Consider the following 20683-nt stretch of genomic DNA (forward strand, 5'->3'; position numbering starts at 1 on the left):
AAGTAAGCATATGTCATCAAACAAGAAATACTGGAAAAGTGTTGAAGAGCTGAATGAAACCAGCTCAATTGTTGAGACGCACAGCCAAAAGGAGTTTGTAGAGGAGATCCCTACAGATGAATTTTTAGGCAACAAGGAGACTCTCGAAACATCGACCACTTCAAGAAGGGACTTTTTGAAGTACGTTGGTTTTAGTACCGCAGCGGCTTCTTTGGCTGCCTGTGAAGGTCCTGTAATGAAGTCTATTCCTTATGTGGTGCAGCCCGAAAGGATTGTTCCCGGAGTAGCGAATTACTATGCTACCACTATGGCCGATGGATTTGATTTTTCAAGTGTTCTTGTTAAGACACGTGAAGGTCGTCCTATAAAAATTGAACAAAACACGATGGGGACTACGGGTGCCAATGCAAGGGTGCATGCATCGGTTCTTTCTCTTTATGATAATAAAAGACTTCAAAGGCCTCTGGCTAACGGTGAAGTAACTTCATGGGAGCAGTTTGATCGTGAGGTAAAGGAAAAGCTAAACAATGTTGATGGAGAGATTGTTCTGCTCACGCAAACTTTCGCCAGTCCTTCTACCGCAAAACTTATCAATGAATTTTCTGAAAAATTTGGAAATGTTCGTCACGTTGTTTATGACACTGTTTCTGAAGACCACATGTTGGATGCTTTTGAGAACCGTTACGGAAGAAGGGCTTTGCCATCTTACGAATTCTCGACAGCTGAAGTTATAGTTTCCATTGGAGCCGATTTCCTTGGAGACTGGGCCGGTGGTGGTCATGATGCAGGTTATGCAAAAGGACGTATTCCTGAAAATGGAAAGATGTCACGCCACGTGCAGTTCGAATCGAATTTTTCTCTTACCGGTGCCAATGCCGACAGGAGAATAACCCTTACACTTTCTCAGCAAAAAGCTGCCATCGCAGCTCTTCACGGTTATGTTACCGGAGGTGCTTCGACGAGTAATCTTCCGGCGCATATTGATGATGCTCTTATAAAAGCTGCACGACAACTCCGTGAGGCGGGAAGTAAGGCTGTAGTAGTTACAGGTATTCCCGATGTTGAGGCACAGTCTCTTGCGTTATCCATTAACGAAGCTCTTGGAAGTACTGTGATGAACACTGCAACACCAAGAATGCTGCGCCAGGGAAGTACTGCTGCGGTAAGGCAATTAGTTGCAGATATGCAGGCAGGGCAGGTTGGTGCTATTCTTATTGTAGGAGTTAATCCTGTTTATAGTTTACCATTTGCCGATGAATTTGTGGAAGGATTGGCTAAAGTGGACCTTAAAGTGACGTTCTCCATGAAGAATGATGAGACCGCACTTCTTTCCAACTATGTCGCAGCCACTCCTCATTATCTTGAGAGCTGGGGAGATGTAGAATTTACAACACAGAAATTTGGGTTGATGCAGCCTACGATCAGGCCTCTTTTTGATACAAGCCAGTTTCAGGATGTACTTCTAAGATGGACTGATAAAAATATATCTTACGCAGATTACCTGAAGCAAACCTGGGAAGGATCAATGGGATCCAGCTCATGGGTTGATGCCCTTCACGACGGGGTGTTCGAAGGAACTTCTCCTGTAAGTGCGCAGGTTGGAGCCGATCAGGTTACCTCTGCATCCACATCATTTGATGAAAGTGCAGCGGTGAGAAATCTTTCTGCAGCGCAGGGAGAAGGATTAGAGCTGGAGCTTTATACCTCTGTAGCTATGGGAGCCGGAAATCAGGCCAATAACCCATGGTTGCAGGAATTGCCAGATCCTATTACCCGTGCCTCATGGGATAACTATCTTAAAATATCCAGAGCCGATGCTGAAGCGCTGGGTCTTGAAAATGAGCACGTTTCTAACGGGGCTTTAAATGGTAATTATGTAAACCTTAAGGTTGGAGATACTGTTCTTGAAAGAGTTCCCGTATTTATTCAGCCGGGCCAGGCGAGAGGAGTAGTTTCTCTGGCATTGGGTTATGGTAAAAGAGAAGGGATTCAGCGTGAAATGCAGGTAGGTGTAAATGCTTATCCTCTGTATAAGGATTTCCGTGCTCACCAGAATGTTATTATAGAAAAAGCTGCAGGCGTTCATGAATTTGCATGTTTGCAGTTGCATACTACTCTAATGGGTAGGAATGATATTATAAAAGAAACCACCCTGGAGATCTTCAATACAAAAGATGTCCACGTGTGGAATGAAATGCCCCAAGTTTCTCTAAACCACGTAGAGACACCGGTTACTTCACCAGATGTAGATCTTTGGGATGGGTTTGACCGTTCTGTAGGTCACCATTTTAAAATGTCTATTGATCTTAATGCCTGTACAGGTTGTGGTGCATGTGTGATCGCCTGTCACGCCGAAAACAACGTGCCGGTAGTAGGCAAGGAAGAAGTGAGAAAGTATCGTGATATGCACTGGTTGCGTATTGACCGTTACTACTCTTCTGAGGAAACATTTGAACAGGATGTAGAGAAGAAAGAAAATATGAGTGGTCTTGGCGATTCCCTCTCCCAGTTTGGAGAAATGGAAGTGGCTTCAGATAATCCTCAGGTTGTATTTCAGCCAATGTTATGTCAGCACTGTAACCATGCTCCATGTGAGACGGTATGTCCTGTTGCTGCCACTATGCACGGGCGCCAGGGTCAAAACCAAATGATCTACAATAGATGTGTTGGTACCCGTTACTGTGCGAACAACTGTCCTTATAAAGTGAGAAGGTTCAACTGGTTCCTTTATAACAAGAATGAGGAATTTGATTATAATATGAACAACGACCTTGGGCGTATGGTGTTGAACCCCGATGTTACTGTAAGGTCAAGGGGAGTTATGGAGAAATGTTCTTTCTGTATCCAGCGTACACAAAAGACCATTCTGGATGCTAAACGTGAAGGCAGGGCCATTGAAGATGGAGAGTTCCAGACTGCATGTTCTGCAGCCTGTGACAAAGGAGCTATTGTTTTTGGGGATGTGAATGATGAAGCAAGCAAAATAGCAGCTTTAAGTGAGGATGATAGGATGTATCACGCCCTGGAATACATTGGTACAAAACCAAACGTAATGTATCAGACTAAAGTCCGCAATACATCTGAAGCATAAATTAAACAGTTAAAGAATTAATTATAAAAAGCATATGTCTCATTACGAAGCACCTATTCGAAAGCCTTTAGTACTCGGCGATAAGACCTATCATGATGTTACGGTAGATGTTGCTGCTCCTGTTGAAGGACGGGCCAACAAATCATGGTGGATAGTTTTCTCTATTGCACTTGTGGCTTTTCTATGGGGATTGGGTTGTATTATTTATACAGTTTCTACAGGAATTGGTACCTGGGGATTAAACAGGACCGTTGGTTGGGCCTGGGACATCACCAACTTTGTTTGGTGGGTAGGTATTGGTCACGCCGGTACACTTATTTCGGCGGTACTATTACTCTTCCGTCAAAAATGGAGAATGGCTATTAACCGTTCGGCAGAAGCCATGACGATTTTCTCGGTCGTGCAGGCGGGATTATTCCCAATCATTCACATGGGACGTCCATGGCTTGCTTATTGGGTACTTCCAATTCCTAACCAGTTCGGTTCCCTTTGGGTAAACTTTAATTCACCACTGCTTTGGGACGTATTTGCGATCTCTACTTATTTGTCGGTTTCTTTGGTATTCTGGTGGACAGGTTTATTACCAGATTTCGCGATGATAAGAGACCGTGCAGTAAAGCCTTTTCAGAAACACATTTACGGAATCCTGAGTTTCGGGTGGAGTGGCCGTGCAAAGGACTGGCAACGATTTGAAGAAGTGTCCCTTGTTTTGGCAGGTTTGGCTACGCCTCTTGTACTTTCTGTACACACTATTGTATCCTTTGACTTTGCTACTTCTGTTATTCCTGGGTGGCATACAACGATCTTTCCTCCCTACTTCGTGGCTGGAGCGATCTTCTCGGGATTTGCGATGGTAAACACTCTTCTTATTATCATGAGAAAGGTGTCTAATCTTGAAGACTATATTACTATCCAGCATATCGAACTAATGAACATCGTGATCATGATCACTGGTTCTATAGTTGGGGTTGCCTATATTACAGAATTATTCATGGCCTGGTACTCGGGAGTTGAATACGAACAGTACGCTTTCCTTAACAGGGCCACAGGGCCTTACTGGTGGGCTTACTGGTCTATGATGGCCTGTAATGTGTTCTCACCACAGTTCATGTGGTTCAAGAAACTTCGTACCAGCATCATGTTCTCTTTCTTTATTTCTATTGTTGTAAACGTAGGGATGTGGTTCGAGCGATTCGTAATTATTGTGACTTCCCTGCACAGGGATTACCTGCCTTCGTCCTGGACGATGTTCTCTCCAACTTTTGTGGATATAGGAATATTTATTGGAACGATTGGATTCTTCTTTGTGTTGTTCCTGCTTTATGCCCGTAGCTTTCCTGTTATTGCACAGGCCGAGGTGAAGACAATTCTAAAAGCATCTGGAGACAGATATAAAAAGTTGCGTGCAGAGCATGGAGATCATGCAGATCACACGAATACTATTGTTAGAGAACCGGTTTCAAATGTTGAAGGTGGCTGGATAAAGAGAGGGGATCATACTTCTAAGAAGGAGCATGAGCCGACTACTCATACCGAAAGTTTGACAACGTCTGAATTAGACCGTGATAAAATTGATGAAATGCTGCACAGGATTGGAGTTTTTGATCCTGCGACACACTCTGAAGATGATCTTCAAAAACTAAATGGTGTAGGTCCTTTAATGGAACAGAAATTACACCAGACTGGAATTTATACCTATGAGCAGGTAAGCAACCTTACCTTTGAAGACTATACATTACTGGATAGGGTAATAGAAAACTTCCCTACTGCCGATAATCGCGGTGACTGGAACGACCAGGCAAACCAACTAAAAAGTAAATAAGAATGGCATCTAAAGTTATACACGCTCTTTATACAGATGACGACTTGCTTTTACAGGCTGTAAGGCAAGTTAAGGAGGCCCGCTATAGCATTGGGCAAATCTATACTCCTTTCCCGGTCCACGGGCTGGACAAGGCTATGGGGCTCGCACCAACAAGGCTTGCAATAACCTCATTTATTTATGGGATTATAGGTTTGTTGGTAGCAGTAGCTATGATGAATTTTATTATGATCGAAGACTGGCCAATGGATATTGGAGGAAAACCAAGTTTTAGCTTTATCCAGAATATGCCTGCTTTCGTTCCTATTATGTTTGAGCTTACGGTATTTTTTGCTGCCCACCTTATGGTTTTTACTTTCTTCATGAGAAGTAAATTATGGCCGTTCAAAAAAGCTGAGAACCCTGACGTTAGAACCACAGATGATCATTTCCTAATGGAAGTAGTGGTGGGGAATCATAATATGGAGGAGCTTACCGACTTTTTGTTCAATACCGGTGCTTCTGAAATTAAATTAATAGATAACAAATAAACCCGATGAAAAGTTTATTTAGAAAAACCATATTTTTCATTTTAGCACTTAGTGCAGTTTCCTGTGTGGAAAACTCTAAGCCAAATTACCAGTATATGCCAAATATGTACGAGACGGTAAGCTATGAACCTTATGGAGCATACGAAGTTTTTGTTAATGAGCAGGAGGCTAAGTTGCCGGTGGAGGGAACAGTTTCCAGAGGATGGAAACCTTATGAGTATGAGAATTCCCCCGATGGATTTGCGACTGCCAAGGCAGAGTTGCAAAACCCTCTTCCTTATACCGAAGACAATCTTGCTGAAGGAAAAGCACTTTATACAATTTATTGTGCAGTTTGTCATGGGGACAAAGGAGATGGTAAGGGAATCCTGGTGGAGCGTGAAAAGTTCCTTGGAATTCCAAGTTATTCAGATGCGGGAAGGGCGATTACAGAAGGGAGTGTTTATCACGTAATGTACTATGGTCTTAACGCAATGGGTTCTTATGCTTCGCAAACTTCAATCGATGAGCGTTGGAAAATTGATCACTATGTAATGTATTTGAAAGGCCAGCTTGAAGGGGCTCCAGAGAGGGAATTTGAGGCGGAAGGAACAGAAACTGAGGATATAAATGAGAAAGAGGAAAACCTTATGCCACCCGTAAATGCCGAACAGACTATGGAGGTGAAGCAAAGTGAACCTGAAGGCGAACCAATCGAATAAAATCAAGAATAACAGCACATTAGATATTATACAATATGTACACGCTATCCAGTAAATTAAAATTATTTTCTATCATCCTCATGGTAGTAGGTCTGTTAGGTTTGATCTACGGATTCATTGCCGTGCCTGCAAATATTGAAGAGGTTAAAGAGCTAATAGCACATGATGATCACGGGGAAGTGGTGGAAATGCCTTTACCCGGTCAAACCGAGGATGAATTGGAAGATGATGCCGAAGGTTTTGATTTTGTTCCTTCGGAACATGAAGTAATTACCGAGCGTACAGATGAGAAGGTTCACAAAATGGCTGAAGATGCCCAATTGGTGCACCTCGAACATGTTTTTCATCAATTACAGAATAAACCATGGGCAGCTGTATATGTTGCAGCTTTCTTTTTCTTTATGATTTCACTGGGAGTGCTTGCTTTTTATGCAGTACAGTTTGCTGCGCAGGCAGGATGGTCCCCTGTTCTTTTCAGAGTAATGGAAGGTATTACGGCTTACTTGCTCCCCGGTGGTATTATTATGTTCGTGCTGTTGGCACTTTCTGGTTTCCACCTCAACCATCTGTTTGTGTGGATGGATCCCGAAGTAGTGGCTCATGATGAAATCATTCAAAATAAACAGTCTTATCTCAATGTGCCGTTTTTCCTTATAAGAGCAGCTATCTATATTGCGGGTTGGGCATTATTCAGATATTACCTGACGAGAAACTCAAGACGCCAGGATAATGCAACAGATATTAACTGGTATAAAAAGAATTTCAAGTTGTCTGCAGGATTCCTTGTATTCTTTATCGTAACCGAATCTATGATGTCATGGGACTGGATCATGAGTTTGGATCCACACTGGTTTAGTACCCTTTTTGGATGGTATGTATTCTCCAGTATGTTTGTTTCTGGTATTACCGTGATTGCGTTGGTGACTATTTATCTCAAATCACGTAACTATTTACCATTTGTAAATGATAGTCATATACATGATCTTGCCAAGTTCATGTTTGGGATCAGTATTTTCTGGACTTACCTTTGGTTCTCACAGTTTATGCTTATCTGGTACTCGAACATTCCTGAAGAAGTAACCTATTTTGTAGCCCGTATAGAAGATTATGGGTTGGTATTCTTTGGAATGGTTGCACTTAATTTTATCTTTCCGCTTTTATTATTAATGAATAGCGACTTTAAAAGGGTGAACTGGTTTGTGGTAATGACAGGAATAATCATTCTATTAGGTCATTATCTTGATGTTTATGTGATGGTAATGCCTGCAACTGTTGGGGAATCATGGTTTATTGGTATCCCGGAATTGAGTGCCCTGGCATTTTTCGGAGGATTATTTATTTTTATAATATTCAACTCCCTAACCAAAGCCCCACTACATGCAAAGGGTAATCCTTTCATGAAGGAGAGTGAACATTATCATTATTAAAAGATTTTTTAAAGAGAAATTATAAAATGACAGTATTTTTAATCATAATAGTAGTAGCATTATTTGCGATAACTATTTGGCAGCTTACCAGGATCTTCCAATTATCAAGGAGTTCAGACTCCGTTGATTCTTCAGAGATCGCCAATGACAAGGATAACAAGACGCAGGGTAATTTAATGCTTGCTTTTGGAATCGCGTTTTATATTTTCATGCTTTACAACTTCTGGAATTTTGGGAACAGGGCTTTACCTGCCGCTTCTTCAGAACATGGTGCAGAGTATGATAATTTGCTTTTGATCACAATGGCTGTGATCATGTTTGTACAGGTTATAACTCAGGGATTGCTTCACTACTTTGCCTTTAAATACAAGGGTAAAAAAGGACAGAAGGCTCTATTCTTTGCAGATAACGATAAACTTGAATTCGTATGGACGGTTATTCCAGTTATCGTACTTGCAGGATTGATTATTTACGGGTTGTTTACCTGGAGTGATATTATGGACATTGATGAGGAAGAAGACCCTATTGTTATTGAGCTTTATGCCAAGCAATTCAGCTGGCAGGCACGCTATGCAGGAAAAGACAATGTTCTTGGAAAGGCTAATGTTCGTTTTATTGAAGGAGCAAATACCATGGGTGTTGACGAAAGTGATCCATATGCCATGGATGACGTTATCACTGCAGAGATCCACCTTCCTGTGAACAGACCAGTACTTTTCAAGATGAGATCACAGGATGTACTTCACTCTGCCTACTTCCCGCATTTTAGAGCACAAATGAATGTGGTGCCTGGAATGATCACTCAGTTTTCCTTTACACCTACTGTCACGACAGATGCGATAAATGAGACCGAATATATGAGGGATAAAGTTGCGTACATTAATGAAATTAGAAGAGAGAAAAGTGAAGAACTCGCTGCATTGGGTGAAGAGCCTTTGGCAGAATATGAAAACTTCGAATATTACCTGTTATGTAATAAAATTTGTGGGGTAGCACACTACAACATGCAAATGAAAGTAGTTGTGGAAAGTGAAGAGGAGTTCAACGCCTGGATGGCAGAACAAAATGAGTATTCCGAAACTCTGGAATCTGCAACTGCAGCCAAAGAGGTTAAGAAGACCAATGGAGATGAAATAGCACAGGTAGAAAATTAATTAAGCTAAGAATAAAGAAATATGTCAGCAGTAGGACACGTACCGGTTAATGAACACGCTCATGATGATCACCATGATGAGGGTAATTTCTTTACGAAATATATATTCAGCATGGATCATAAGGTTATTGCTAAGCAATACCTTTTTACGGCGCTTTTCATGGGGATCATTGGGATCGCCATGTCTATTTTCTTCCGTATGCAGCTCGCATGGCCATCAGAATCATTTAAGATCTTTGAGATCTTCCTTGGAAAATGGGCTCCGGGAGGAGTAATGAGCCAGGAAGTTTATTTAGCACTTGTAACAATTCACGGTACCATCATGGTTTTCTTTGTGCTTACACAGGGACTGAGTGGTACCTTTAGTAACCTTCTTATTCCGCTTCAAATTGGTGCACGGGATATGGCTTCAGGATTTATGAACATGCTTTCTTACTGGCTGTTCTTCATCTCCTGTGTGATCATGCTTGGTTCCCTTTTTGTTGAGTCAGGACCTGCTTCTGCCGGTTGGACTATCTATCCGCCACTTAGTGCCTTGCCACAGGCTATTGGTGGATCTGGATTGGGAATGACGCTTTGGCTTGTTTCTATGGCCATTTTCATTGCTTCCTCTTTACTTGGTTCCCTTAACTATATTGTTACAGTGATCAACCTAAGAACAACAGGATTGTCCATGACACGTTTGCCTTTGACAATCTGGGCACTTTTTGTTACCGCTATTATTGGTGTTGTTTCTTTCCCTGTTCTTTTATCGGCAGCTTTAATGCTGATTATGGATAGAAGCTTCGGAACTTCATTCTTCCTGAGTGATATTTACATTGGAGGAGAAGTGCTGCACTATCAGGGAGGTTCTCCAATTCTTTTTGAGCACCTTTTCTGGTTCCTTGGTCACCCGGAAGTATATATTGTAATCCTTCCTGCCATGGGTATCGCTTCAGAGATCCTGGCAACCAACGCGAGAAAACCTATTTTTGGATACCGTGCGATGATCGCATCGATCCTTGGTATTGCCTTCCTTTCTACGATCGTTTGGGGACACCACATGTTCGTATCCGGTATGAACCCGTTCCTTGGTTCGGTATTTACCTTTACAACCCTCTTGATCGCGATTCCTTCCGCAGTAAAAGCATTTAACTGGATCACGACCATCTGGAAGGGTAACCTGCAAATGAACCCATCCATGCTGTTCTCCATTGGGTTTGTCTCAACTTTCATTACCGGAGGTTTGACAGGTCTTGTTCTTGGGGACAGTACACTGGATATTAACGTACACGATACCTACTTCGTTGTTGCTCACTTCCACCTTGTAATGGGTATTTCTGCTCTTTACGGAATGTTCGCAGGAATCTACCACTGGTTCCCTAAGATGTTTGGACGTATGATGAACAAGAACCTGGGATATATCCACTTCTGGATTACAATTATAGGTGCCTACGGAGTATTCTTCCCGATGCATTTTGTTGGAATGGCCGGTCTTCCCCGTAGATATTATGACAACACTGCTTTTCCTTACTTTGACGATCTTTTGGAGATCAATGTATTGATCACCGTTTTTGCTATAATAACTGCGCTGGTGCAGTTGGTATTCCTTTACAATTTTATCCATTCAATGGTTGCAGGGAAAAAAGCGACAGCAAACCCATGGAATTCGAACTCCCTTGAATGGACTACTCCGGTAGAACCTATTCATGGAAACTGGCCGGGACCAATCCCTCACGTTTACCGTTGGCCTTATGACTACAGTAAAACGAATGAGAACGGAGAGTACGTGATCGCAGGCCAGGATTTTGCGCCACAGAACGTTCCGCTACAAAAGGGCGAAGAAGAGCTAAATCATTAAAGCTTTTGAACACAATAGTATAAAGCCTTTTCATCCACATGAAAAGGCTTTTTCTTTTATCTTTGTTTCTTTAATTTCCTTAATATGAACGAAAACCTTGATCCCACCGGGGAAAATTTTTCCTCGGAAGAACTTGACATCGAAAGAGCTTTACGGCCTCTCGAATTTTATGATTTTGCAGGCCAGGATCAGGTATTGGATAATCTGAAGGTTTTTGTTGAGGCCGCCAATCAGCGCGGGGAGGCTCTTGATCATACCCTGTTTCACGGTCCTCCGGGACTTGGTAAGACCACTTTGGCCCATATCCTGGCTAATGAACTTGGGGTGGGAATTAAGGTGACCTCAGGGCCTGTTTTGGATAAACCTGGCGATCTTGCCGGTCTGCTTACTAACCTCGACGAAAGGGATGTATTGTTTATTGACGAGATCCACCGCCTTAGTGCCGTAGTAGAAGAGTATCTCTATTCGGCCATGGAGGATTATAAGATCGATATTATGATCGAGACAGGACCCAATGCCCGTTCGGTCCAGATAAATCTGAATCCTTTTACTCTCATAGGAGCAACCACCCGCAGCGGATTACTCACCGCACCTATGCGTGCCCGTTTTGGAATTTCCAGCCGACTCCAATATTATACTACCGAACTACTTTCAGATATTGTACAACGTAGTGCGCAAATCCTAAAAGTGCCAATCAACATGGAGGCAGCTATTGAGATCGCAGGACGTAGCCGCGGGACACCGCGTATTGCAAATGCCCTTTTACGAAGGGTAAGGGATTTTGCACAGATTAAAGGCAATGGGAAAATAGACATTGAGATCGCGAAGTATAGTTTGAAAGCTCTTAATGTTGATGCTCATGGTTTGGATGAGATGGATAATAAGATCCTTACTACGATCATTGATAAATTTAAAGGCGGCCCGGTAGGTATTACCACTCTGGCCACTGCTGTAAGCGAAAGTGCAGAGACCATTGAAGAAGTCTATGAACCTTTCCTTATCCAGCAGGGTTTTATACAAAGAACACCACGGGGGCGCGAAGTTACAGAAGCAGCCTACAAGCATCTTGGGCGTACCAAAGGCGGTATCCAGAGTGGATTGTTTTAACAACAAACCTACCAGGTCTATAAGACCTGTTAGGTTTTGATATGTACCTATGAAGCAGGATGTTTTAGAACCCGGGGCAACCTACCATGTTTTCAATCGGGGAAATAATAAAGAGGACATTTTTAAGGAGGAAGAAAACTATTTTTATTTTTTAAAATTAATCCGGATTCATTTATTGCCTGTTTGTGATATCTATGCTTATAGTTTATTTGGAAACCATTTTCACTTACTTCTAAAGATCAAGGAAAGGGAGGAATTATCTTCTATCCACCAGGATAAGACTCATCTTCCATTCTCTAACTTCTTTAATGCGTATACAAAAGGAATAAATAAAAAGTACAACAGGACCGGCAGCCTCTTTCAGGAACATTTCAAAAGATCAAGGTGAGGGATGAGAAGTATCTTGTTCAATTAATTGCCTATATTCATCTGAATCCTGTAAAACATGGTTTTGTTGAAGATCACAGAAATTATAGATTTTCTTCTTTTCAGACATATGTCCATACCAAACCGACCAAAATAGAAACCAATTATATATTTTCTCTTATTGACACTGAAACTTTTCAGCAATGGCATAATGAAAGAAGATTAAACACGAAATACTTAAGTGATTTCCTACAGGACCAGACCTAACAGGTCATAAAGACCTGGTAGGTCTAAAAAAAACAAAAAGGATAAAGAGACGAATGAAAGAAATCAAAGGCATACCAACAGTTTCAGTTTTTAAATTCTACAGGAATGCCCGTAGGATTTTAAAAAACCCCCTGCCGTTTCACCGCGAGAATTTTACAGAACTTGGGGATACCTGGAGGTTAAATCTGGCCGTTCGTGAAGCTGTGATTTTTTCCCGCAATCCCGATTTTGCAAAATATGTTCTTCAGAAGAATCAGAAGAACTATAGAAAAACCACTATCCAAACCGTAGATATTGCCAAATATCTTGGGCAGGGCCTGCTCACCGCAGAGGGTGAACTTTGGAAAAAACAGCGAAAAATGCTGCAGCCGGCTTTTCACAAGAAGCAGCTGGTAAACCTGTTGGACACTATAAAAACAGCCATCGATACCGAACTTGACAAAATAGAAACAGGAAGGCCATTCGATATTTTCCCCATTTATAATGATCTCGCTTTTCAAACTGTAGTGAAGAGCCTTTTTAGCGGTGCTGCGACCAAAGAAGAAATTGCGAGGTTACAATATATTACAGAAGCCGCCCAGAAAATGGTAGTCCGGGAACTGCGGCAGCCTTATCTAAACTGGTGGTTCAGGATGCGTGGAGAAATTCAAAAGCACCTCGATCTTACTCAGGAGGCAAGAGGCATCCTGGCGAGAATTGTGGAAGAGCGACAAGAGAGTGGTGTTCGGCATAACGATCTTCTTGATATGATGCTCGATGCCCGCTATGAAGATGGGGAGCCTATGCCGCGCGAACAGCTTCTTGATGAGATCCTCATCCTGTTTACCGCAGGACATGAGACAACTTCAAATGCGCTTACCTTTACTTCTCAATTGTTGGCAAACAATCCAGAATATCAGGATAAGATCTTTCACGAGGTTCAAAAAGCCGAAAAAGAAAGCTCCTCTTTGATGGAATTTATTCAGGCTCTAAAATTCACCCAACATGTAGTGGAGGAATCTATGCGGCTTTACCCGCCCGCTTATTTTATCGACAGGAGGAATATAGAAGAAGATGAATTTGAAGGTATAAAGATACCCAAAGACACCGATGTACTTTTTTCTGTTTATGAAATTCACAGGCATAAGGACTACTGGGATAACCCCGACAAATTCTTCCCCGAAAGATTTGAACGGGCTGATGCTTCTGAATTTTCCTCACATTATTTTCCTTTTGGCGCCGGCCCAAGAAAGTGCATTGGTAATAATTTTGCCATGTATGAAATGATAATGGCTGTTGCCGAAGTGGTTAAAAGATACAGGATTGAAGCTCTGGATCCCGAAATCCAGATCCAGCCGCTCATTACTTTAAAGCCGAAAAATGCAATTCTTCAATTTAACTTCAGATAATTCAATATCCTCTTCTGAAATAACTTTATTGAACAGATCAGAAAAAATTACAACCCGCAGAATTTCTGTTGAATTAATCAGAATATTGATCCTGGTGATTAATAGATAATTTCCTGTTCTGGAGTAATATTTGTGCAATAATTGCAATAGTTTTGCCTGTAAGTGTGGATTTAAGATCGAAATATTCAAACCTCATAAAAACCGAAGCAAAACGCCTCGGTTTTTTGTCATGCGGAATTTCCAAAGCCGAATTTCTTGAAGAGGAAGCGCCACGGCTTGAAGAATACCTGCACAATCAAAGGCATGGAAAAATGTCATTTTTGGAGAATTATTTCGACAAGCGTCTTGATCCCACAAAACTTATGGAAGGCTCTAAAAGTGTTATTTCCCTGCTCCTGAATTACTATCCTGAGGATACTCAGCGGGAAGATTCCTATAAGATCAGTAAATATGCATACGGTACAGATTACCACTTTGTGATCAAGGATAAGCTCAAGAGTTTGTTGCAGTACATTAAGCAGGAAATAGGAGAAGTGGAGGGCAGGGCTTTTGTAGATTCTGCACCGGTAATGGATAAGGCCTGGGCTGCAAAGGCAGGCCTGGGCTGGGTTGGAAAACACACCCTTTTATTGTCAAAGCAGAAAGGCTCCTTCTTTTTTGTAGCCGAATTGATCGTGGATCTTGACCTGGAGTATGACGCGCCGGTTACAGATCATTGTGGGAGCTGCACTGCATGTATTGATGCCTGCCCCACAAATGCAATTGTGGAACCCTATAAGGTTGACGGTAGCAAATGTATTTCCTACTTTACGATTGAGCTAAAAGAGGAATTGCCTAATGAAATGAAAGGTAAATTTGACGACTGGGCATTTGGTTGTGATATTTGCCAGGATGTATGTCCCTGGAACCGCTTTTCAAAACCTCATAATGAACCTTTGTTCAATCCGCACCCCGAGCTGCTTAGTATGAGCAAAAAGGACTGGGAGGAGATCACCGAAGAAACTTTTAGAAAAGTCTTTAAAAAATCGGCGGTAAAACGCACCAAGTACAGCGGACTTACGCGCAACATCAGGTTTTTAAAAGATTAGACTCCCTGCAAATTCAGTTTTGACAGGATTTCCCTGCTCATCTTTGGCGGGGCTGTTGAATTTCAAATTTTCGAGGACTTCTTTAACTATTTGATTTGCCCGTTTTCCCGGAGCAACTGCGATTACGTTAAGGCTTTTTCCTTCCTTGTTTACTTCAAAAAAATATTTTATTTCTGTACCCGATTTGATCTTTGCTCTTCCTTTTTGAAGATGCGCTCGCAGTCTTTCGTTTGTTACTTTACGAAAGCATTCTTTGTTATCGGGCATGGAGACACATTCCTGATATTCCGGAGGAAATTTTAGTTCTTCAAATTTAATAACTCCCAGCCGCTCTGTTTCCTGCCTGCCCAGGCTCTTTTCGATGTTTTTTTGGAAATCTTCAGAACTCAGAAATTCCTCCATGCTGTTATGATTTACGGTTCTAAAGGTGATCGGCAAAGAATGCAACACAGCTACCTTTTCGCCATTAAGGGTTGCAGGTTCTTTGATCTTAAGCATCTTAATTACCCTTTTTGCTTCTTTCCTATGCTTACTATCCTCTGCGCGCACCTTTACATCCTGCACCTGCCCATCTGCCGAAACTTTGAATTGAACATAAGCCTTCCCTGTGGCATGTAAGGTTTTCCTAATATCAAGATTGGCTTGAATGTGATCGCTTAGCTTATCATTAAAGCAATCTTTAGTATCTTTAGAATCATCGCACTCCCCAATAACAGGTGCGGTATCAACAGCAGGCATAAGGTAAGCGTCCTGTGAAAATGGATTATTACTGAAAAAGAATAGAAATAGGAATAAGTAAAGATATTTCATGAGGTTATTTTTTTTAAATATAAAAGTTTTTAAGCAGTTTCTCCTGATCCTGTGTTTCTTCGGAATTTCCCATCAGCTTTTTGCGCAAACTGAAACCTTTGAACTTAAGGTTGATTCGACCTTCGAGAGGCTAATTGCTGTGGCCGATACCGATGGTGACAAAAAGATCACCATAGAAGATGAGCAAAAAATGCCATTTTTGATACCCCGTACCGCTGGAGATTCAGTGGCCATTGAAGAAATTTATTATTTATCAAATTTACTTCAGGAGCTCGCCATGGCCCGGGCAGATGACAGGGATACGCTTCAGATTTCTCTACAGGAGATCAAGGAAGAACCAACTAAGCGAATTTCCCGAAGAATTAAGGAGCAGTTTTGGGATGATCTCACCCGTACCATTGATCGTAAAGGCCTGCGAAAGATCTTGCGGGATACAAAAGCTTCAGATGGTGTTCAGCGGCTATATGTGCCGGCGACAGACACTACAGGAATAAATTACTATACAGAGCTTCAGCAGGAATTAAGTGGTTTTGAGGTGGTGATTCTTCCGCATGAGATAAGTCCGCAGTATGTAAAATCTATAAATAATCAACCCGGACTGCTGGCATTAAAAATAGAAGATGATCGCGGGGTTCCATTCGTGGTTCCGGGCGGCAGGTTCAATGAAATGTATGGCTGGGATAGCTATTTTGAAGGAGTAGGGCTACTCGTTGACGGCAGGATAGATCTGGCCAAAGCCATGGTAGATAATTTTATCTACCAGATCAATCACTATGGAAAGATCCTAAATGCCAACCGCTCTTATTATCTAACTCGCACTCAGCCGCCGTTCATGTCCTCTTTTGTTCGGGAGGTTTATGAAGCCATGGAAGAAGAGGATAAGGCCTGGCTGCGGAAAGCATTGGAAGCAGCCATAAAAGAATATGAACAGGTGTGGATGGTAGAGGGGGAACGACTCACTTCCAATGGTCTCAATAGATATTTCGCCCAGGGTATAGGTATTCCGCCTGAGACTGAAAAAGGGCATTTTAACGAGGTGCTTCAGGAGTTTGCATCAAAGCATGATTTAGAAGTTTCAGAATTTGTAGAGAAATATCAATCGGGAGCAATAGAAGATTCCGAAGTAGATGAGTATTTCAGGCATGACAGGACCCTTCGGGAGAGCGGGCATGATACGTCGTGGCGTTTGGAGAACAGGGCGGCAAATTTAAACACTGTTGATCTCAACTCGCTGCTCTATAAATATGAGAAGGACTTTGAATACCTCATTGATGAATATTTTGATGACAGCTTCACAACTTCAGCCGGAAAAACTTATACAGATGACTACTGGAAAGATAAAGCTGAAAAACGCAAAGAGCTAATGAACCGTTATTTGTGGAGTGAGGAGAAGGGCAGCTTTTTCGATTATAATTTCAAAACAGGAGAGCAAACCGGGTATATTTCAGCTACGAATTTTTACCCTTTGTGGAGCGGACTGGCTTCAGAAGAACAGTCTGAAAGAATGGTTCCTCAGTTAATGCAGGACCTCAAGGCGCAGGGCGGGATCCTTTCCAGCGCAAAGGCTTCCGTAGAAGAAACAGCGACAAACGAGGTGCAAAGGCAGTGGGATTACCCTTATGGTTGGGCCCCGCATCAAATGCTCCTGTGGCAGGGCTTGTTAAGCTATGGTTACGAGGAACAGGCGCATGAGCTTATTTACAGGTGGCTCTGGATGATCACTAAAAATGCCGTGGATTACAACGGTACTATTCCGGAAAAATACGATGTTGTGGATGCCACTCATAAAGTCTATGCCGAATACGGGAATGTTGGAACAGAATTCGATTATATCACCACCTCGGGTTTTGGCTGGATGAACGCATCCTATCAACTGGGACTGGAGTTGCTGCCGAAAAAATACCATGAAAAGCTTGACGGCCTGGTGCCGCCAGGGAAGTTAAACTTCGAACAATAATGCTGTTTTAGGCATCTCTCTGCCTGCAGGAAAAAATGACCCACATCATTAAGCTGTAAATACTAAACCCTTACCTTTGTTCCGCCTGAATAAACAGGGAATTATGAGGAACGAACGCAAAAGACGTGAAGCTTTAATTTATCACGCAAAACCGCACCCCGGTAAAATACAGGTGGTGCCTACCAAAAAATATTCTACCCAACGCGATCTTTCACTGGCTTACTCTCCCGGGGTTGCAGAGCCTTGCCTGGAGATCCATAAAAATGTAGAGAACGTATATAAATACACCACCAAAGGAAACCTTGTGGCGGTAATTTCTAACGGTACCGCCGTACTTGGCCTTGGTGACATAGGTCCCGAAGCTTCAAAACCCGTAATGGAAGGTAAAGGCTTGCTCTTTAAAATTTTCGCAGATATTGATGTTTTTGACATTGAAGTGGACACTAAAAATGTGGATGCTTTTGTGGAGACCGTCAAGAATATTGCGCCTACTTTTGGCGGAATTAACCTGGAAGATATAGCAGCGCCCGAAGCTTTTGAGATCGAAAGAAGGTTAAAGGCAGAACTTGATATTCCGGTAATGCATGATGACCAGCACGGTACGGCTATTATTTCTTCGGCTGCCCTGCTTAATGCCCTTGATCTTGCAAAAAAGAAAATAGGTAAAGTGAAAGTGGTGATCTCGGGGGCGGGATCGGCTGCAATTGCCTGTGCCAATCTTTATGTTTCCCTCGGGGTGAAGGTGGAAAACATCGTGATGTTTGATGTAAAAGGAGTGCTGCACAAAGACCGGAAAGACCTTTCTGATCTTCAGAAGAGATTTGCGGTAAAAAAGGAATATAAGAACTTGTCGGCCGCTATGGAAGGGGCCGATGTGTTTTTAGGATTATCGGTTGGAAATATTGTAAAACCCGACATGCTGGAGAAAATGGCCAAACGGCCTATTGTTTTCGCCATGGCCAACCCAGAACCTGAAATAGATTACGACCTGGCCGTTGCCACCAGAAAAGATATTATTATGGCGACTGGTCGTAGTGATCATCCTAATCAGGTGAACAATGTGCTTGGTTTTCCTTTCATTTTTAGGGGCGCTCTTGATGTGAGGGCAACCAAGATCAATGAAGAAATGAAGATGGCAGCCGTAAAAGCCCTTGCTGCACTGGCTAAGGAGCCGGTGCCCGAGCAGGTGAATATTGCCTACGGGGAAACCAAACTTCTCTTTGGGAAAGATTATATTATCCCTAAGCCTTTTGATCCCAGGTTGATCACACAGGTTCCTCCGGCAGTGGCTAAGGCCGCAATGGAAAGCGGAGTTGCCAAAAATCCTATTCAGGATTGGGCACGTTATGAAGATGAGCTGCTGGAAAGGATGGGGAATGACAATAAGATCACCCGTTTGCTTATGAACAGGGCGAAAATGAATCCTAAGAAAGTTGTTTTTGCCGAAGCCGATCACCTGGATGTGCTTAAAGCAGCACAGATTGCACACGACGAAGGTATTGCACAACCTATCTTGCTGGGCCGCAGAGATGTGATTGAAGAACTAATGAAGGAGATCGATTTTCATGCAGATGATGTTGTAATAATCGATTCCAAAAGTGATGTTGAAGACGAACGTCGCAACCGGTATGCAGAGGTTTACTGGGAAACCCGAAAACGAAAGGGAGTTACCCGCTATGATGCCCGCTTATTAATGCGTCAACGTAATTACTTTGCGGCTATGATGGTGAACTCGGGAGATGCAGATGCTTTGATTTCAGGATATTCCAGGTCTTATCCTACAGTACTTAAACCTATGCTTGAGTTAATAGGTAAAGCTGCGGGCGTTTCTAAAGTTGCAGCGACGAACCTTATGAATACCTCCCGTGGGCCACTTTTTATTAGTGATACTTCGGTAAATATTGATCCCACTGCCAAGGAACTCGGAAAGATTGCTCAAATGACCGCCAGGACCGTGAGACTGTTTGGAATGGAGCCGGTGATGGCGATGATCTCCTACGGGAATTTTGGATCCTCACAGAATGAAAAAGCCGAAAAAGTAAGGGAAGCGGTAGATTATCTACATCGCTTTTACCCGGACCTTATTGTCGATGGGGAAATGCAGACCGACTTTGCGCTTAACAATGAAATGTTGCAAAAGAAATTTCCATTTTCAAAACTTGCGGGTCGTAAAGTGAACACTCTTATATTTCCTAATCTCGATTCGGGTAACAGTACCTATAAGCTGCTAAAAGAGCTTAACAAAACCGAATCTGTTGGGCCAATCCTAATGGGGATGAATAAACCTGTACACGTGCTTCAACTTGGTGCAAGTGTAGAGGAAATAGTGAACATGACTGCTGTAGCAGTGGTAGATGCCCAGGAAAAGGAGCGAAAAGCTAAACGTGAACAATAAATAAAAAAGTGAAGGTGTCAAAAAATACATTTTCCTCTTGTTTTTTTTAAAGAATTATATCGGGTAAAGGCCATTTTAAAAGCTAAGAGCAGCAGGTAATTGCTGTTTCCCTATCCTTTCAATTTTATTACATTTGACGCTACAAATATCTACTTTCCATGATCTACAGCATTAAAGGCCGGCTTGTTGAAAAGAATCCTACTAATGTGGTGATCGATTGCAACGGAGTCGGATATTTTATCCACATTTCCCTACATACTTTTTCTTTAATCCCTTCGCAGGAACAACTGCAGTTATATACCCACTTACAGGTAAAAGAAGATTCGCATACCCTTTTTGGTTTTTGGGAAAAATCTGAGCGGGAGATCTTTAGGCTGTTAATTTCTGTTTCGGGAGTTGGCGCGAGTACAGCCCGTAGTATGTTGTCTTCCCTTGAGCCAGGACAAATAACGGAAGCAATTGCCGCAGGCGATGTGGCGACCATTCAGGGAATAAAAGGAATTGGAGCCAAGACGGCGCAGCGGGTGATCATTGATCTTAAAGACAAAATTGTAAAAGTCTTTGGTATTGATGAAGTTTCAGCGCCTCAAAGCAATACAAGCCGTGAAGAAGCGTTATCTGCATTAGAGACCCTTGGGTACACACGAAAGCAGTCTGAAAAAGTGGTAGAGAGAATTGTGAAGGAAGAACCTGATGCTTCAGTGGAATCTCTTATTAAGCAGGCACTAAAAAAATTATAAC

The 20683-nt window shown here is 42.3% G+C and carries 15 protein-coding genes; 14 read left to right on the forward strand and 1 reads right to left on the reverse strand.

Annotated features, from left to right (window positions below; all coding sequences use genetic code 11):
- Positions 1-10 precede the first annotated feature (10 nt).
- The 11 genes from LA313_RS08265 (at position 11) to queG (ending at position 14780) form a co-directional block, all read left to right on the forward strand.
- The gene (locus LA313_RS08265) at positions 11-3091 is read left to right on the forward strand and encodes a TAT-variant-translocated molybdopterin oxidoreductase (protein ID WP_228914209.1); all 3081 of its coding nucleotides are present in this window, start codon (positions 11-13) and stop codon (positions 3089-3091) included.
- Between the two features lie 34 nt (positions 3092-3125).
- Positions 3126-4913, forward strand: coding sequence for an NrfD/PsrC family molybdoenzyme membrane anchor subunit (nrfD, locus tag LA313_RS08270; RefSeq protein ID WP_228914210.1), 1788 nt, complete (start codon positions 3126-3128; stop codon positions 4911-4913).
- A 2-nt stretch (positions 4914-4915) separates the two neighbouring features.
- Positions 4916-5443, forward strand: coding sequence for a DUF3341 domain-containing protein (locus LA313_RS08275; RefSeq protein ID WP_228914211.1), 528 nt, complete (start codon positions 4916-4918; stop codon positions 5441-5443).
- Positions 5444-5448: 5 nt separating this feature from the next.
- Entirely contained in the window at positions 5449-6144 is a 696-nt protein-coding gene (locus LA313_RS08280; RefSeq protein WP_228914212.1) for a c-type cytochrome, read from the forward strand.
- A 35-nt stretch (positions 6145-6179) separates the two neighbouring features.
- Positions 6180-7571: a quinol:cytochrome C oxidoreductase gene (locus LA313_RS08285; RefSeq protein ID WP_228914213.1), complete on the forward strand. Its 1392-nt coding sequence runs from the start codon at positions 6180-6182 to the stop codon at positions 7569-7571.
- Between the two features lie 26 nt (positions 7572-7597).
- Positions 7598-8725 (forward strand): cytochrome c oxidase subunit II, encoded by a 1128-nt coding sequence (locus tag LA313_RS08290; RefSeq protein WP_228914214.1) that lies wholly within the window; start codon positions 7598-7600, stop codon positions 8723-8725.
- 21 nt (positions 8726-8746) lie between these two features.
- The gene (locus tag LA313_RS08295; RefSeq protein ID WP_228914215.1) at positions 8747-10564 is read left to right on the forward strand and encodes a cytochrome c oxidase subunit I; all 1818 of its coding nucleotides are present in this window, start codon (positions 8747-8749) and stop codon (positions 10562-10564) included.
- Between the two features lie 84 nt (positions 10565-10648).
- Positions 10649-11671, forward strand: coding sequence for a Holliday junction branch migration DNA helicase RuvB (ruvB, locus tag LA313_RS08300; RefSeq protein WP_228914216.1), 1023 nt, complete (start codon positions 10649-10651; stop codon positions 11669-11671).
- A 49-nt stretch (positions 11672-11720) separates the two neighbouring features.
- The gene (locus LA313_RS08305; RefSeq protein WP_228914217.1) at positions 11721-12059 is read left to right on the forward strand and encodes a transposase; all 339 of its coding nucleotides are present in this window, start codon (positions 11721-11723) and stop codon (positions 12057-12059) included.
- Between the two features lie 298 nt (positions 12060-12357).
- Entirely contained in the window at positions 12358-13692 is a 1335-nt protein-coding gene (locus tag LA313_RS08310; RefSeq protein ID WP_228914218.1) for a cytochrome P450, read from the forward strand.
- Between the two features lie 164 nt (positions 13693-13856).
- The gene (gene queG / locus LA313_RS08315; protein ID WP_228914219.1) at positions 13857-14780 is read left to right on the forward strand and encodes a tRNA epoxyqueuosine(34) reductase QueG; all 924 of its coding nucleotides are present in this window, start codon (positions 13857-13859) and stop codon (positions 14778-14780) included.
- On the opposite strand, the gene LA313_RS08320 is transcribed toward queG, so the two are convergent.
- Positions 14769-15590: an energy transducer TonB gene (locus LA313_RS08320; protein ID WP_228914220.1), complete on the reverse strand. Its 822-nt coding sequence runs from the start codon at positions 15588-15590 to the stop codon at positions 14769-14771. The two genes, queG and LA313_RS08320, sit on opposite strands and share 12 nt — an antisense overlap.
- On the opposite strand from LA313_RS08320, the gene LA313_RS08325 reads away from it, so the two are divergent.
- The 3 genes from LA313_RS08325 (at position 15589) to ruvA (ending at position 20682) form a co-directional block, all read left to right on the forward strand.
- A complete protein-coding gene (locus tag LA313_RS08325; RefSeq protein ID WP_228914221.1) occupies positions 15589-17547 on the forward strand; it encodes a trehalase family glycosidase in 1959 nt (652 codons plus the stop codon). The genes LA313_RS08320 and LA313_RS08325 overlap by 2 nt on opposite strands.
- Positions 17548-17650: 103 nt before the next feature.
- The gene (locus LA313_RS08330; RefSeq protein ID WP_228914222.1) at positions 17651-19942 is read left to right on the forward strand and encodes an NADP-dependent malic enzyme; all 2292 of its coding nucleotides are present in this window, start codon (positions 17651-17653) and stop codon (positions 19940-19942) included.
- A 158-nt stretch (positions 19943-20100) separates the two neighbouring features.
- The gene (gene ruvA / locus LA313_RS08335) at positions 20101-20682 is read left to right on the forward strand and encodes a Holliday junction branch migration protein RuvA (RefSeq protein ID WP_228914223.1); all 582 of its coding nucleotides are present in this window, start codon (positions 20101-20103) and stop codon (positions 20680-20682) included.
- Position 20683: the final 1 nt, after the last annotated feature.

It is taken from the genome of Salinimicrobium sediminilitoris (assembly GCF_020866905.1).
Lineage (GTDB): Bacteria > Bacteroidota > Bacteroidia > Flavobacteriales > Flavobacteriaceae > Salinimicrobium > Salinimicrobium sediminilitoris.

Excerpts from the sequence above, each read along its gene's own strand:
- LA313_RS08265 (WP_228914209.1), top strand. The coding sequence starts at position 11 with ATGTCATCAAACAAGAAATACTGGAAAAGTGTTGAAGAGCTGAATGAA.
- nrfD (WP_228914210.1), top strand. The coding sequence starts at position 3,126 with ATGTCTCATTACGAAGCACCTATTCGAAAGCCTTTAGTACTCGGCGAT.
- LA313_RS08275 (WP_228914211.1), top strand. The coding sequence starts at position 4,916 with ATGGCATCTAAAGTTATACACGCTCTTTATACAGATGACGACTTGCTT.
- LA313_RS08280 (WP_228914212.1), top strand. The coding sequence starts at position 5,449 with ATGAAAAGTTTATTTAGAAAAACCATATTTTTCATTTTAGCACTTAGT.
- LA313_RS08285 (WP_228914213.1), top strand. The coding sequence starts at position 6,180 with ATGTACACGCTATCCAGTAAATTAAAATTATTTTCTATCATCCTCATG.
- LA313_RS08290 (WP_228914214.1), top strand. The coding sequence starts at position 7,598 with ATGACAGTATTTTTAATCATAATAGTAGTAGCATTATTTGCGATAACT.
- LA313_RS08295 (WP_228914215.1), top strand. The coding sequence starts at position 8,747 with ATGTCAGCAGTAGGACACGTACCGGTTAATGAACACGCTCATGATGAT.
- ruvB (WP_228914216.1), top strand. The coding sequence starts at position 10,649 with ATGAACGAAAACCTTGATCCCACCGGGGAAAATTTTTCCTCGGAAGAA.
- LA313_RS08305 (WP_228914217.1), top strand. The coding sequence starts at position 11,721 with ATGAAGCAGGATGTTTTAGAACCCGGGGCAACCTACCATGTTTTCAAT.
- LA313_RS08310 (WP_228914218.1), top strand. The coding sequence starts at position 12,358 with ATGAAAGAAATCAAAGGCATACCAACAGTTTCAGTTTTTAAATTCTAC.
- LA313_RS08325 (WP_228914221.1), top strand. The coding sequence starts at position 15,589 with ATGAGGTTATTTTTTTTAAATATAAAAGTTTTTAAGCAGTTTCTCCTG.
- LA313_RS08320 (WP_228914220.1), bottom strand. The coding sequence starts at position 15,590 with ATGAAATATCTTTACTTATTCCTATTTCTATTCTTTTTCAGTAATAAT.
- LA313_RS08330 (WP_228914222.1), top strand. The coding sequence starts at position 17,651 with ATGAGGAACGAACGCAAAAGACGTGAAGCTTTAATTTATCACGCAAAA.
- ruvA (WP_228914223.1), top strand. The coding sequence starts at position 20,101 with ATGATCTACAGCATTAAAGGCCGGCTTGTTGAAAAGAATCCTACTAAT.